The 13,778-nt window shown below is 69.6% G+C and carries 12 protein-coding genes; 8 read left to right on the top strand and 4 right to left on the bottom strand.

Annotated elements, in window-relative coordinates:
• Window positions 1-39: 39 nt before the first annotated feature.
• The 6 genes from ACF088_RS17820 (at window position 40) to ACF088_RS17795 (ending at window position 7,812) form a co-directional block, all read left to right on the top strand.
• On the top strand, window positions 40-1,770 hold the full coding sequence (locus ACF088_RS17820; protein ID WP_392376701.1) for a carbamoyltransferase: 1,731 nt from the start codon (window positions 40-42) through the stop codon (window positions 1,768-1,770).
• A gap of 76 nt (window positions 1,771-1,846) precedes the next feature.
• Window positions 1,847-3,223, top strand: coding sequence for a GDSL-type esterase/lipase family protein (locus ACF088_RS17815; RefSeq protein ID WP_392376700.1), 1,377 nt, complete (start codon window positions 1,847-1,849; stop codon window positions 3,221-3,223).
• 85 nt (window positions 3,224-3,308) lie between these two features.
• On the top strand, window positions 3,309-5,273 hold the full coding sequence (rfaE2, locus tag ACF088_RS17810; RefSeq protein ID WP_392376699.1) for a D-glycero-beta-D-manno-heptose 1-phosphate adenylyltransferase: 1,965 nt from the start codon (window positions 3,309-3,311) through the stop codon (window positions 5,271-5,273).
• On the top strand, window positions 5,270-6,250 hold the full coding sequence (locus ACF088_RS17805; protein ID WP_392376698.1) for an NAD-dependent epimerase/dehydratase family protein: 981 nt from the start codon (window positions 5,270-5,272) through the stop codon (window positions 6,248-6,250). Before rfaE2 ends, ACF088_RS17805 begins: the two co-directional genes overlap by 4 nt.
• A gap of 231 nt (window positions 6,251-6,481) precedes the next feature.
• Window positions 6,482-6,967 (top strand): hypothetical protein, encoded by a 486-nt coding sequence (locus tag ACF088_RS17800; RefSeq protein WP_392376697.1) that lies wholly within the window; start codon window positions 6,482-6,484, stop codon window positions 6,965-6,967.
• Window positions 6,968-7,269: 302 nt separating this feature from the next.
• Window positions 7,270-7,812, top strand: coding sequence for a hypothetical protein (locus tag ACF088_RS17795; protein WP_392376696.1), 543 nt, complete (start codon window positions 7,270-7,272; stop codon window positions 7,810-7,812).
• Between the two features lie 177 nt (window positions 7,813-7,989).
• Here the strand turns inward: ACF088_RS17795 and ACF088_RS17790 are convergent, their stop codons facing one another.
• Window positions 7,990-8,229 (bottom strand): hypothetical protein, encoded by a 240-nt coding sequence (locus ACF088_RS17790; protein ID WP_392376695.1) that lies wholly within the window; start codon window positions 8,227-8,229, stop codon window positions 7,990-7,992.
• Window positions 8,230-8,426: 197 nt separating this feature from the next.
• Between ACF088_RS17790 and ACF088_RS17785 the strand changes: the two genes are divergently transcribed.
• Window positions 8,427-8,828, top strand: a complete 402-nt coding sequence (locus ACF088_RS17785) for a hypothetical protein (RefSeq protein WP_392376694.1) — start codon at window positions 8,427-8,429, stop codon at window positions 8,826-8,828.
• Window positions 8,825-9,163, top strand: coding sequence for a hypothetical protein (locus tag ACF088_RS17780; protein WP_392376693.1), 339 nt, complete (start codon window positions 8,825-8,827; stop codon window positions 9,161-9,163). The genes ACF088_RS17785 and ACF088_RS17780 overlap by 4 nt, the downstream gene beginning before the upstream one ends.
• Window positions 9,164-10,203: 1,040 nt before the next feature.
• On the opposite strand, the gene ACF088_RS17775 is transcribed toward ACF088_RS17780, so the two are convergent.
• From ACF088_RS17775 to ACF088_RS17765, 3 genes are all read right to left on the bottom strand, one after another.
• The gene (locus tag ACF088_RS17775) at window positions 10,204-10,482 is read right to left on the bottom strand and encodes a hypothetical protein (protein WP_392376692.1); all 279 of its coding nucleotides are present in this window, start codon (window positions 10,480-10,482) and stop codon (window positions 10,204-10,206) included.
• A gap of 313 nt (window positions 10,483-10,795) precedes the next feature.
• Entirely contained in the window at window positions 10,796-11,335 is a 540-nt protein-coding gene (locus ACF088_RS17770) for a hypothetical protein (RefSeq protein ID WP_392376691.1), read from the bottom strand.
• A gap of 394 nt (window positions 11,336-11,729) precedes the next feature.
• The gene (locus ACF088_RS17765; protein WP_392376690.1) at window positions 11,730-13,313 is read right to left on the bottom strand and encodes a class I adenylate-forming enzyme family protein; all 1,584 of its coding nucleotides are present in this window, start codon (window positions 13,311-13,313) and stop codon (window positions 11,730-11,732) included.
• Window positions 13,314-13,778: the final 465 nt, after the last annotated feature.

The raw sequence follows: 13,778 nt of genomic DNA, 5'->3' as shown, positions 1-13,778 counted from the left end.
CGCGGCGTCGGGGCCAGAACCCGAGAGAAGGACGTGATCTTGTTGGCCATCGTGCTGGGGCTGGGCGGCCCGTACTACCACGACGCCTCCGCCTGCCTGGTCATCGACGGGAAGGTGGCCGCCTTCGCCGAGGAGGAGCGCTTCTCCCGCCGCAAGCACCACAAGGACTCCCGCTCCTGCGCGGTGGCCGCGGCATACTGCCTGTCCGAGGCCGGCATCACTCTGGCCGACGTCGACGAGATCGCCATCGCCTTCAACCCGACCTGGCCCACCCCGAGCGACATCTGCACGGACGCCGAGCTGATCGCCGAGCTCCTCGACCCCGCCCTGTTCGGCCACCACCGGCCCCAGCAGGTCACCGTGATCGAGCACCACCTCGCGCACGCCGCCTCCGCCTTCCACCCCAGCGGCTTCGATGAGGCCGCCGTCCTGGTGGTCGACGGCTCCGGCGACGGCGTCTCCGCCACCCTCGCCCACGGCACCACCGACGGGTTGAAGGTCTTGCGCCAGTTCCCGTTCAGCCAGAGCCTGGGCTGGTTCTACGAGACCGTCGCCGAACACCTCGGGCTCGGCGACTGGACCAGCTCTGGCAAACTCATGGGCCTGGCTGGCTACGGCAACAACCCCGACCGCTACACTCTCAACTTCCTCACCCCCCGCGCCGGCGGCTACCACCTGGACCTGTCCCGCTACGGCATCCGCCCCGACGAGAGCGTCGACGACCAGTACACCGACCTGCGCTACTACCGCCGCCTCAAGAACGCCTACGCCGCCGCGTACACCGACCTCGGCATCCCGCCCCACCGCCGCGCCCGCACCTACACCAGCGGCCGGACCGTCCCCGACACCGGCTACCGGCCCGAGCACGCTGACCTTGCCGCCTCCGCGCAGCGCCTGCTGGAGCAGTGCCTGACCGAGCTGGCCCGCGAAACCCTCGCCGCCACCGGCACCACCCGGCTGTGCATCGCGGGCGGCGTCGGACTGAACTGCTCCGCCAACGGCCGCCTCGCCGCCCTGCGCGGCGTCGAGGAGCTGTTCGTCCAGCCGGCCGCAGGAGATGCCGGATGCGCCATCGGCGCGGCGCTCGAGGTCGCACTGCGCCGCGGCGACCTCACCCTCCCCGGCGAGGCGATGACCAGCTCCGCCCTCGGCCCCGCCTTCGCCCCGGGCACCGTCCGCGCCCTCCTGGACGACTACGGCCTGCCCTACCGGGACCACGGCGAGGAACTACCGACCGCGGCCGCCGGGCAGATCGCGCTCGGCCACACCGTCGGCTGGTTCCAGGGCCGCATGGAAGCCGGCCCCCGCGCACTCGGCCGCCGCAGCATCCTCGCCGACCCCCGCCACACCCACACCCGCGACCACATCAACGACCACATCAAGCACCGGGAGTCGTGGCGCCCGCTCGCCCCGGCACTCCTGGCCGAGGCGGCGCCCGACCTGATCGGCACCAGCACCCCACACCCGTTCATGATCGTCGCCCGGCAGGCCACCGACACCGCCCGCAGACTCATCCCGGCCGCCGTGCACACCGACGGCACACTGCGCCCGCAGACCGTCGCCCGCGACGACACCGACCCCTACGCGGCGCTGCTCGCCGCGTTCGCCGAGCAGACCGGACGACCGCCCGCGCTGCTGAACACTTCCTTCAACCACGAGGCCGAGCCGATCGTGTGCACCCCTCGCGACGCCATCGCGACGTTCGCCGCCGGCCCGCTCGATGCCCTCGCCATCGGCCCCTTCCTCATCCGAAAGGAAGCCGGGAACTGACTGTCCGACATCATCCGCTCACAGCCGGTACGTTGAGCCCGGCCCAGGCCATCACCAGCGAAGGACTGATCTCGCGATGACCAGTACGAGTACGACTCCGCCCCGCCAGTCCGCCGCCGAGCGGCTGCGCGCCGAGCACGGCCCGGCGCTGACCCTCGGTGACGACTGCGACCTGCCCGACGACCTCCAGGTCGAGATCGATCCCGGCGCCCACCTGAGCCTCGGCGACCGGGTCTCCATCCGCCGCGGCTCCACCATCCAGGTCCACCGCGGCGCCACCATCGCCATCGGCGACGACGTGGCCATAGGCGAGCACACCTTCATCTCCGCCATGGTCGGCATCTCCATCGGCGCCGGCGCCGCCCTGTCGAACATGGTCGACCTCCATGATCACAACCACCGCGCACGGAGCGCCACGAACACGCCGGACGGCGAACTGGTGCCGTGCGCATCCGGGTTCGAGGGCGCGCCGATCGTCATCGAGCCCGGCGCGACCCTGTCCAACAAGGTCACCATCACCGCTGGCGTCCGTATCGGGGCGAACGCGCTGGTCGGCGCGAACGCCGTGGTTTCCCGCAGCATCGCCCCCGACACCGTCGCCACCGGTGTCCCGGCCACCGGCCACCGCACCTTCGACGGCGTGCCCGTGCCCCGCGAGCACCCGCGCACCCTGACCGTCGGCTTCTTCGGGACCTCGATCATGGAGCACCTGGAGGCGGTCAACGCGCAGATGACCACCCAGGCGAACCTGCCCGAGGTTGGCTCAAAGGTCACCGTCGAGGGCTGGGCCCAGCGCGGCTGGGTCCACCGCCTCACGCTGTCCCTGCGCGCAGCCTGGGCGCACATCGCCTTCGACGTCCGCAACCACGGTGAGGGCGGTGCCACCAGCCGCGACATCGCCGGCATCGTCGAAGCCGACCGGGCCACCACCGGCACCGACTACGACATCGTGTTCCTCGGCTGCGGCATCAACGACGTCTGGCGCGGCTTCCAGGGGCGCGTGTCCGAGGCGGTCGACCTCGAGGAGTACACCCGGCACCTGACCGGCATGCTCGACCAGCTCAGCGGCTACACCCGCCGGATCGTCGTCATCTCCGAAACCCCGTTCGGCCCGATCGAGGACCCCGACACCGTCACCTCCATGAACGCGGAACTCGCCCGCTACAACGCCGCCGCCGCTCAGGCCGCCGCCGCGCACGGCGCGCTGTTCCTGGACGTATGGGCCCCGTTCACGGCTGCCGCCCGGCACCTCACCGGCGACCCGGCCGGCCTGTGGAGCGACGGGGTCCACCTGACCGAGCTCGGTGACACCGTTCTGCTCCAGCAGACCGAGCGGCTCCTCGCCGAGCACCGCATCGTCGAAAAGCTCCTGGACTACCCGCTCCTGGAGCGCCATGCCGCGCTGAAGGCGTACGCGCCGATGTTCGCCCGGCACCGGCCCGCCGGCGCCTGACACCGGGGCGCCCGGCGCCGGCCGGCCGCAGCCGGACGCCCCGGCCACCACCCCGCCCGCTTCGTGATCTTCGAGGAGCTGACCCGTGACCCTGCCGGGCCGCGCACACATACAGGCGCTCATCGCCGCGTTACCCCTGATCGACACCGCCCGCCTCCAGACCTGGGGCCGCCTCCTAGCCGAGCGGCTCCCCGCTGGCGGGCGGCTGCTGGTCGCGGGCAACGGCGGCTCGGCGGCCGAAGCCCAGCACCTGACCTCCGAGCTCGTCGGCCGCTTCCGCACCGAGCGGGCACCGCTGTCCGCCATCGCCCTGCACGCCGACACCTCATCGGTCACCGCCATCACCAACGACTACGGACCCGAGCAGGTCTTCGCCCGGCAGGTCCGTGCGCACGGCCGCCCCGGCGACGTGCTGCTTCTGCTGTCCACGTCCGGCACCAGTCCCAACGTGCTCGCCGCCGCCACAGCAGGCCGGGATCTCGGCCTCACGGTCTGGGCGCTGACCGGTTCGGCCCCCAACCCGCTCGCCGAGGTCGCCGACCACGCCGTATGCGTGGATATCACCCAGGTCGCCACCATCCAGGAGTGCCACCTGGTCGCCGTACACCTGCTGTGCGCGGCCGTCGACGCCCACCTCACCGCACCGACACTCGCCACCGAGCAAGCCGATGCGCGGCGGCTCGTGGCGGTCGGCGACGTCTTCCTGGACCGCGACATCACCGGCACCGCCGACCGGCTCTCCCCGGAAGCCCCTGTCCCCGTCCTCGCCGGCGCTCAGACCGCCCACCGGCCCGGCGGCGCCGGGCTCGCCGCCATCCTCGCCGCCCGGTACCCCGGCTGGAGCGTCACCCTCGTCTGCGGCATCGGTCAGGACGAGCCCGGTGCGCAGGTCCGCACCCTCCTGGACGAAGCCGGCGTCGAGGTCATCGACCTGGCCGCCAGCGGCACCACCCCGGTCAAGACCCGCGTCCGCGCCGCCGGCCGCACCCTGCTCCGCTTCGACACCGGCACCGTGCCGCTGTCGCTCGGGCCGCTGCCCGACGCGGTCCGTACTCGGCTCGACGAGGCCGCGGCCGTCCTGGTCTGCGACTACGGGCGCGGCGTCACCTCCCACGACGACCTGTGCCAGGCCCTCACGGCCGCGGCGGCCGACCGCCCGCTGGTCTGGGACCCGCACCCCAAGGGCACCGTCCCGGTTCCGGGGACGGCTCTGGCTGTCCCGAACACCGACGAAGCACTCCACTTCAGCAGGTACGTCGGACCGCGCGACCTCGCGGGCGACACCGCGCGCGCCGTCCAATTGCTGACAGCATGGCCCGTCAATCAGGTGGCCATTACCCGCGGCCGCGACGGCGCTGTCCTGGTCGCCGACACCGACGGCCACCCCCTGGCCGTCCCGGCCCGGCCCGCCGCCGGGGACACGTGCGGAGCTGGCGACCAGTTGGCGGTCACCGCGGCCATGGCGCTCGCCACCGGACGCCTGCCCTCCCACGCCATGGCTGTCGCCGTCGACGCCGCCACCGGCTACGTCGCAGCAGGCGGGCCCGCTAGCCTGGCCGCCCCGCCCGCCCGCAGTGCTCCCGAAGGGGCGGGCCCGCTGGAGCTGGCCGCCCGCGTACGGGCACGCGGCGGGACGGTTATCGGGGCCGGCGGCTGCTTCGATCTCCTGCACGCCGGGCACCTCTCTCTACTGGACCAGGCGCGCCGCCTGGGCGACGCGCTGATCGTGTGCATCAACTCCGACGCTTCCGTACGCCGCCTCAAGGGCGAGGACCGGCCGGTCGTCGGCGAGCGCGAGCGCGCCGCGCTGCTGACAGCTCTGGACTGCGTCGACGGCGTCATCGTCTTCGCTGAGGACACCCCCGAGAAGGTGCTGTCCGAGCTGCGCCCCGACATCTGGGTCAAGGGCGGCGACTACGCGGGCCAGCGGATCGCCGAGGCCGACCTCGTAGAGAGCTGGGGCGGCGAAGTCGTCACCGTGCCCTTCCTCCAGGGCCACTCCACCACCACCCGGATCCATCGTCTCGCTCAGCAGGCAGGTGCCCGATGACCCCCGGCAGCCACATCCTGGTCACTGGCGCGGCCGGGTTCATCGGTCGGCATACCGTGACCGCCTTCCACCACGCAGGCCACCAAGTCACCGCCATCGACCTACGCCCCGTTCCTACCGATCTTGCCGGTAGGGCCCGTTGGCGTCGCGGCGACTTCGCCGACCCGGCGCTCCTCGCCGAGATCGCATCCGGCCGCTTCACCACGATCGTCCACCAGGCCGGAAACAGCGACACCCGCGCCCCAGCAGGGCCCGAACTGGATGAGACCAACACCCTCGGCCCGCTCCGCCTGGCCGATGCCTGCCGCACCGGCAGGACACGCCTGATCTACGCCTCCTCCCACTCCGTCTACGGCACCCTCCACCACCGGATGCCGATCACTGAGTACGCAGACACCGACCTATCCCGATGCTCCGGCCCCCTCAACCCCTACGCTGCCTCGAAGCTCGCCCTCGACCAGCAGATGCGCACCCGCCACCCCACCAGCCTCGACTGGATCGGGCTGCGCTACACCAACGTCTTCGGCCCCGACGAGACCGACAAGGGCCCCATGGCCTCGATCCTGACCCAACTCCTACGCCAAGCCGCGAATACAGGGCACATCCGCGTCTTCGACGACTCCCTCACCGCCGCCCGCGACTACATCCCCGTCGAAGCCGTCACCGCTACCATCGTCCAACTCGCCACCACCCGGCTCCCGGCGACCGCCGCGGTATACAACCTCGGCGCAGGCTGCGCCGTTCCCTTCACGGACATCGTCCAGTGGTGCGCCCGGCTGAACCGCGAAGCCACCGGCAGGCCACTGCACATCGAGCTCGTACCAAACCCGGGGGCGGCTGCTTACCAGTACTTCACCTGCGCGGACATGACATCGCTCGATCAGGTCCTATCCGCCAGGCCGGCCCTGTCGGCCGCGTCCGTTCAGGCCCGTGCCACCGACCTGTTCGAGACCTTCCGCAGCTGTGCGCCAGGATGAACCCACTGCCGCCCTCCATGCCACACTGCGCTCGGCAGCGCTGAGAGGAGCGTTGTGGCCACACGTGGCCTGTAACGAGGCGCCGCAGCCCGTGTTCGGCCGGCCAGTCAGGTCGCATCGCCCGGCACAGCCTGCCCCCTCTTCGGGCAGCCATTTATACGGCCGGCTGCCCTGCTTCCGTCTGCGCATCAGAAGCCCGTATCCACAGGCCAGTGATAGCAGGATCGGCGTATGTCTGCTGACCGAGAGTTTGAGAATGCGTCGTATCAGAATCGATCTGGCGGGAACACTCCTCCCAATGTCCAGCAGGACATACCGTCCTGCCCGCCGCCGCCCGACCAGCCATATCCCATCGGACAACTGCCCATGCCCGGATCGGTGCGAACCGCGCGCGTGTTTGCATACGCCGCCGCAGCGCTCGCCGTTCTCGGTTCGGTGTTCGCAGCCCTGCTGTCGGGCCCTGTGGCGGCGGGCGCCGTGCTGGGCTCTCAGGTACCAGTCATAGGCGTTATCATCTGCGCCCTGCACCTCGCCAGTGCCGGACCGCGGACAAGGGTCACGGCGATTGTCTGCGCATCGTTCATGATTCTCTTCGGTCTTGGTGCTTTGGGGCATGGCAATCCCGCCGGTATCGTTCAACTCGGGCTAGGAGGCGCCATTGTGACGGCGCTCTCCCAACGCCAGTCCGGCGAATGGTTCCGCCGCCCGCGGAACTGAATGGCGCCCTGGCGGTGCAGCATGAGGGTTGGTCAGGACAGCTGGGCTGATCCTACGAGGTACGCGCGCCTGACGGGGTGAGTCAAGGGCGGCAGCGCCTGCGTTGCTCGGATCGGCCATGTCGGGCTGCTCCCGGCCAGCGGAGCGCCGCGTCAGCAGGGGGGACCGCTTACTCAGGGGCGCCTTCGTCTGCCGGCCGGTCGGCCTAGCCACTGACCAGATGTGAGCTCAGTCGAGTCCCGGGCAAGCTGATCGGCCAAAAACGGGCTGTCGCCCTGGCCGAAGCCCTACGCTCAGGTGTCATGACCAACACGCATCGTCACAACGGAGGTGTCCGGCCGACAGGCGTGCTCACCCACGACTCCATGGAGCTGCCGGACGGCCTGCCGTTCACCGCGCATGCCTTGACGGTGAGGATGCCGGGACTGAGTCCGTTGCCCGCGCTGCTGCTCATTCCGAAGTTCACAGCGACCATGACGGACAGCGTCGGTGACACATACAGCCCACTGCCGTTCATGCTGGATCTCGAGGGCTTCGAACACGTAGATGCCGGCGTCCCCTTGCCGCTGCAGCTCAAGGGGGCGCCCGCCGAGCAGCAGGGCTGGGCGCTGCGCCGACGTAGGGACCAGGTGGAGGTATCGCGTCGCCACAAGGTTCTCTACCGGGGCCCGCTCGACACTTTCCCGGCGGAGGACGCCGACGGGGAGGCGTGGCGCTGCTTGCTCGCAATGGAGAGAAAGGCGGTGGTGCTGGTCCCGGAGACGCAGCCGAGGGAGAAGCTGTTGGAATTGGTGGCGGTGTCCGTCACTGGATCATGGGCTGTGATGCGCGCCAGAAACTTCTGACCCGATGCTCCGCTGGCACTTTCGCCAACGCCGTGCACTGAGCCGCGGAGCGGCAAGCTGGATTCCGGTGGAGAAGGCCAGCATACTGATGCTCTGATACCCCGATGGCGTGGCCGCCCTGCTCGCGGCGGCCGGGGTCAGCTGCAGCACCACCCACGAGCACCAGGCTGGGGTCCGTCACAGCGGGTGGCGGGCCGCAGCAGGCAGGCGGATGACCGCTGTGTTGCCCTTCAGAGAGCGAGCACATGTGTCGGCGGCATGCCGTACGGCATCCGGGGTGAGCTCCAGGTGCTCGTCGGCGTGGACAGCCGTGGGAATGAAGATCTCCCGCACCAGAGTCCCGGCGCGGATGGCCTCGGAGAGGAACAGGGCCTTCAGCTGCGGGGAGCTGACCTGGGCATTTCCGGTGGTCTCCATGTCGAGGAAGCAGTCGTACCCGGTCAGGTGGCTATGCCCGGCCAGGCCAGCTTCCGCGAGATGAGCGTCAAGGGCGCGGCGGAGTTCGGCGCCGGTGGCGCGCGCCGGCGTACGTCACCACCGACGGCCGCTACGAGGTCTCCCCTCAGTACGCCGACAACCCGCTGGGAGGACAGACCGCCCGCATCTCCCAGTGGGTGCTGAAAGACCTGCACATCCCGAAGCAGCCCCTCCGGTACTACCCGCGTCTGGACGACATCCGGCACCTCTACTGCGCGCCGGGCCGGCGGGTGCCGTGGCTGGTGTGCGACATGGACGACGGGGTCGTGCGTGTCGAGCCGTCCCGTGCTGAGGCTGCCGCATGGTGCAGAACCCACTGCGGGGAGGATCGCGTCAGATTCGAGCACGGCAAAGGAAGCACTGCATACGAGTACTTCTTCGGCCCTCGTGGCGACGAGACATCGTTCTTCATCCTCAAGGCCGACCACGCACACCAGCACGGATTCAACCCCCAGCAGCGGCCGCTGCACCCCTTTTCTGACGACCCGCATCACAAAGTCGACCGGCCGCGTTCCAGGCAGGAAGAGGAAGCCCAATGAGCGTGCAGCCTCCGGCCGAAGTGGTTGACGCAGCATGGGCCATCGGCGCGGACGCCACGCAGATTCTCATCGCTGCCGCCGTTTGGCTCTCCGATGCGCACAGTGACGGCGACGACATCCTCAGCACGTCACAGATCGAGACGATCGAGCGGCTGCGGCCTCTCGCGGCCGGCGCGTCCGTCGAGGACTTGGTCGCCTGCAATGCCTGGGACGTGCTGTCCATCGCGACTACGGCGGTCGAACTCTCTGACCGCCACCAGCCTGCTAATGCCCAGTGGGAAGCGGCGATCGTCCGTGCCCGCGCGTACGTGGACGTCGATGAGGACGGTGACTGACGGTGCCTACCAGGGACTCAGGACCTCCGCGCAGCGGCGATCTCCACGATGGCGCGTTCCGATGGGCGCTGTCCCGCGGCAAGGTGCAAGCGCGGCCGACTTCGCCATCGCGTACCACCGGCTTCGCAGCACGGCCAGGCCCACCGCCCCGGCCGGCGAACCCGCGGCGACGTCGAAGGTGACGGTTCCCGATGGCCTCGGTGAACGCGCTACGTCGGGGGCGACCAGCTGGGCCGGAGCCAACGCCGGTCAGGTCCTTGTGCCACCGACGGCTGCTGCCGGGATCACCTCGGTGCCGTGCAGTACTGGCGACCCGAGCCTTGGCCGCTGGTCTGCGGGCCATGCAGAGGTGTGTGAACCGGGACCAGGTACCGCTACGGTCGTCACACGAGCCTTGCCTGGCCACCGCTGGTCACACTGGTTCCGTGAGGGGGCATGTGCAGCCTCCCGAATGCTAGATGTGCGGGTTTGAGGACTGCGGGCGCCACCGCGCCGAGCATGTCCAGGCCGAGGGCCGGTGGCTCGCCCCTGTGCATGCGTGCACACCGCAGCGGACCGCGGCATCCCGCTGCCGGACGTGTGGCTATCACCGGCGCCACACCAGCACCTTCCGTGGACATGGGACCAGTACGCAGTCCGTACCCGCGGACCCGCGGCCGGTAGAACCCGGAGCCTGTCCGACAACCCGCGGCGGTCGAGGCTACGCCAGCAGCTACGCATTGCCGCATGCCAGTTGGTGACACAACACAGGCCAGTGGTGTCGCGGAACGGCTCCCTTGAAGCGGGAGAAATGGTCGGCCTGCATGACGGATCCGGCACCCCGGCCGACGCCGGCGGTATGACCGGGTCCGAAGCGCTGGGGGCCATAGACGTACACCCTGGTGCCACGCTGGCTGACCGTCCGGTCCGGAGGCTCCCGTCTATGTGGTCTGACGCGCCGGAAGGCGTCATACCATCGTTCCAGAGGGCTTCGGGAACCACGTGGGACTAGCCACCCGGCACCCGAACGGGACACAGTGTGCACCGTCGAGCGGATCACGCTATGCGCCGGCCGCAGTCTCCGGATGCTCCCCGGCCGGACAGCATCGGGCTGGCGGCCGGTCCTTTTCCCACACCACGGATGCCCGGCGCTCACCGCCGAAGCCGCGGATCAGGTGGTGGATGCACGCTGCGGTGGTCAGGCCATTTTCGTCGTCAACAAGGACGCGCCCGGACCGGAACCGGACACCCTGGACGTCATCGCCGTCCCGGCGCACGATCACGAAGCGCTGGGCGAAGCGGATCGGATGTTCCCCTTCGACTGTCGTATGGTCGCTCATGCCCCAGTCCTAGATCACCGGCGGGCCATCCCGGGTACGGGAGCCCGATGGTATCGGCACTCAGGCGTTACACCCGTCGCAGCGGTCCGCGCGTTTCCAGCGGTCGAGACGCCGGGCCCGGGCTCCGGCCACCTCTGCTTGAGCCTCAGGGTCGCTCCACTCCCAGGCCCGAAGGCGGGCTTCCTCTTCGCGCAACTACCGGTCGGACCAGCCCTCTTCCTCGTCGGGAGGACCCAAGCACCGAATATGCACCGCTCCGGGACAGCAACACGCTCAGGCCACTCCGTCGAAGATCACGATCTACAGCAGGACTTTAGAGGCCGGGCGTCCCAGCTTCCTCGCGCTCGATTTCGGAGTGCCGCTCAGCCTCTTCGAACTCCTCCTGTTTGAGGCTGGTGAAATTGTGGAGCGATGTGACGGCCTCTGACCAGTCGGGGCTTGGTTTCGGGGGCCGCTTGCGGTCCAGGCGCGCCATCAGGCACAGGCGGATGTCCACGGCGGCGAGCCTGATCGCCTCGAGCGTGCCCTCCTCCCCGAACATGCGTCGGTACTGGCTTGCTTCGGTGATCACATAGATGGAGCGGGAGAGTCGGTCGCGGACACGGCGGTCGCGGAAGGCGAAGATCGCGGTCAGGCAGTCCTCGTTGAAGTTGAAGCGCTTGTCGTATTCATGCAGGAATCGCTCATCCGCTCGTATCCGGCGCAGTTGTGTAAGGAGGGTGGCGGCGGCCTTCTCCTCAGACGCGCTCACGCGGCCCCATCGAGTGTCGCGCACAACGAAGACGTTGCCGAGGAGGGCAATCACTGCACCCAGGGGGCCACCGATCAGGCCGCCAATGATGGCTTCTGACATGTGCCCGAGTCTGGCACTTGGGCACGGCAGCCGAGGCGGTATTGCTGAAAGGTCCGGCTGCGCTGGCGGAGCGCTTTGTAGCGAGACGTCGCTCTGCCTTGAGACGGCTACGAGTCTCAAGGCCGCAGGCCCCCATCCGGATGTCCCGGTGATAGGGGCCTGCGGCCTCGCGGCTATGCCGGACGCCCTCAGGGGTGCGTGGAGTCAGTCGGAAGGCAGGAAGGAACTGTCACAGCCCCTGCAGCTTCCCGAAGGGAGCCGGGACAGTAGAGCCGCACTTCCACCCTTTCACACCTTTCACAGGCATAAGGGGTCAGCCGAGCTGCACCACAAAGGTTCCGTCTTCCCGAAGCACTTGACATCGCACCAGCCAGGAGCTCCGCAACAATGGAGCCTACGACGTGCGCATGGCCCCCTCCGTCCACGCGGCGCGCAGCGCCTTCTTGTCCACCTTGCCAACCTCGGTTGTCGGCAGCTGGTCCAGCAGGACCGTCTTCCGGGGCGTGTACAACTCTCCCAACTCGGCAGTCACCGCCGAGCTGACCGCCTCCGGGTCGACATCAGCACCCTCGGCCGTAGCCAAAAAGATCTGTACGGCCTCCCCGTGCTCCTCGTCCGGCACCCCGAGTGCCGCCGCATTGCGCACACCGGGCAGCGTGAGCAGGAAGTCCTCCAGCAGCCTGCTGTAGACGTTGTCCGAGGTGCTGCCGGTGACGATGATGTCCTTGGCCCGGTCGACGAGATAGAGGTACCCCTCGGCGTCGAGAAACCCCACGTCCCCGGTGCGCAGCCAGCCGTCGTGCAGCGCCGCCGCGGTGCGCTCCGGGTCCTCGTAGTAGCCGAGCATCACCGTCTCGCCATGGACGCAGACCTCGCCGACCTGCATGACGGGCAGTGCCTCTGCGCTGTCTTCGTCGCGGATCTCGATCTGGACATTGGCTATCGCACGCCCGCAGCTGCGCCAGAGCTCAGGGCGCCGGGCTCCCTCCGAGGCGAGATCCTCCGTACCGAACGCGGCGATCCCGAGCGCCTCGGACTGCCCATAACCCTGGCCGAGTACCGGCCCGAAAACCTCGACCGCCTCTTTCAGCCGACTGGGCGAAGTGGCCGCGCCGCCGACGACGATCCGCCGCAGGGCAGGCAGGGCGCCCGCCTCGCACTCCGGGTGGTCGAGCACCGCGTACAGCATGGGCGGTACGAACATAGTGGCGGTGATCCGCTCCTCGCGCAGCACCGTCAGCGCCGCGCCCGCTTCGAAAGCGGGCAGCACGATGAGGGTCGACCCCGTTACCAGAGCCTGGAGCGAGGTGAGGTGGCCGCTGCCGTGCGTGAGCAGCGTAGCGGCGAGCACCCTGTCCGTACCCTGGTCCATGGTCGGGAAGAACGCGGGGCCGGAATTCTGCGGGGTGTCGTCCATCAGGCCCACCAGCGCGTCGTAGAGCTTGTGGCTGTGCGCGGCCAGCTTGGGGCGGCCCAGGGTTCCGCCGGTGTAGAGGACCGTGACGGCTTCATCCGCACCCGGGGCAGGCACGCCGTCGGGGCGCACGTCCGGGCACTCCTCCGCCACGGCCAGCAGGTCCGTGCACTGCTGCTCACAGGGCCCGAGGCTGAGCAGTACCGGGGCGTGGACGCTGCGGCCGGCCGCGTCGGCCGCCCGCCCGGCGAAGAGAGGGTCGGTGACCACGGCGCGTGCCCGGGACTGCTCGACCAGCGCGGCGAGTTCGCCGGGTCCTGGCTCGGGCGGCAGGAACACCACGCGACAGCCAATGAGATGGACGGCGAGCTGCACCAGCACGGAGTCCACGCGGTTGGCCAGGAAGAGCCCCACACCATCGCCGGGCACGAGCCCCTGCACGCGCAGCGCATGGCCCAATCGGAACAGCCGCCGACGAGCCTCACCCCTAGTCAGCCGCTGCGCCCCCTGGACGAGCGCCTCGGTGTCCTCGTCCTTGTGCCAGTGCTCCAGAATGCGGTCCAAGTACGTCCGCGGTTCGCATGTTTCCTGCGGTTTAACAATCACCAACACATCCAAACACGCCGCTCAGAGCCCGAGGCGGCACGGGGCCAACCCTCGGCCATCAGCTGGCGGAGTATCATGCCCCCTGTGGGAAATGCGGTATGGGCAAGATCAGTTGTGGGCTGGTGCACCACCGCAGTGAGATGCCGCTGAGGCCGCGGCCTACCTCCCGTATCGTCGCTCCTACTGTCCCGGGTCAACCTGGCGTTGTTCGACGCCGGGGCTGGAGGCTCGTCGGCCAGGCGTGCCCGCATGGGGCATCCCGCCGCATAGGAGCCGAAGGGCAGGACTTCTGGGCCACGTATGGCCTTGTGGCGCGGCGACGGCGCCACGGTGGGCTTGGGCCTGGACGAGGCCGGATACCGAACTGCGCGTCGCCGGCCTGGTGCTGGCCGCGGCCAGCACGCTGCTGCGCGCCCGCCCGGC

This window comes from Streptomyces sp. NPDC015125 (assembly GCF_043080045.1).
Taxonomy (GTDB): domain Bacteria; phylum Actinomycetota; class Actinomycetes; order Streptomycetales; family Streptomycetaceae; genus Streptomyces.
Note: the sequence above shows the minus strand (reverse complement) of the source record. Positions and strands in the feature narration are given on the sequence as shown.

Excerpts from the sequence above, each read along its gene's own strand:
- ACF088_RS17815 (WP_392376700.1), top strand. The coding sequence starts at position 1,847 with ATGACCAGTACGAGTACGACTCCGCCCCGCCAGTCCGCCGCCGAGCGG.
- ACF088_RS17805 (WP_392376698.1), top strand. The coding sequence starts at position 5,270 with ATGACCCCCGGCAGCCACATCCTGGTCACTGGCGCGGCCGGGTTCATC.
- ACF088_RS17800 (WP_392376697.1), top strand. The coding sequence starts at position 6,482 with ATGTCTGCTGACCGAGAGTTTGAGAATGCGTCGTATCAGAATCGATCT.
- ACF088_RS17795 (WP_392376696.1), top strand. The coding sequence starts at position 7,270 with ATGACCAACACGCATCGTCACAACGGAGGTGTCCGGCCGACAGGCGTG.
- ACF088_RS17790 (WP_392376695.1), bottom strand. The coding sequence starts at position 8,229 with ATGGAGACCACCGGAAATGCCCAGGTCAGCTCCCCGCAGCTGAAGGCC.
- ACF088_RS17780 (WP_392376693.1), top strand. The coding sequence starts at position 8,825 with ATGAGCGTGCAGCCTCCGGCCGAAGTGGTTGACGCAGCATGGGCCATC.
- ACF088_RS17775 (WP_392376692.1), bottom strand. The coding sequence starts at position 10,482 with ATGAGCGACCATACGACAGTCGAAGGGGAACATCCGATCCGCTTCGCC.
- ACF088_RS17770 (WP_392376691.1), bottom strand. The coding sequence starts at position 11,335 with ATGTCAGAAGCCATCATTGGCGGCCTGATCGGTGGCCCCCTGGGTGCA.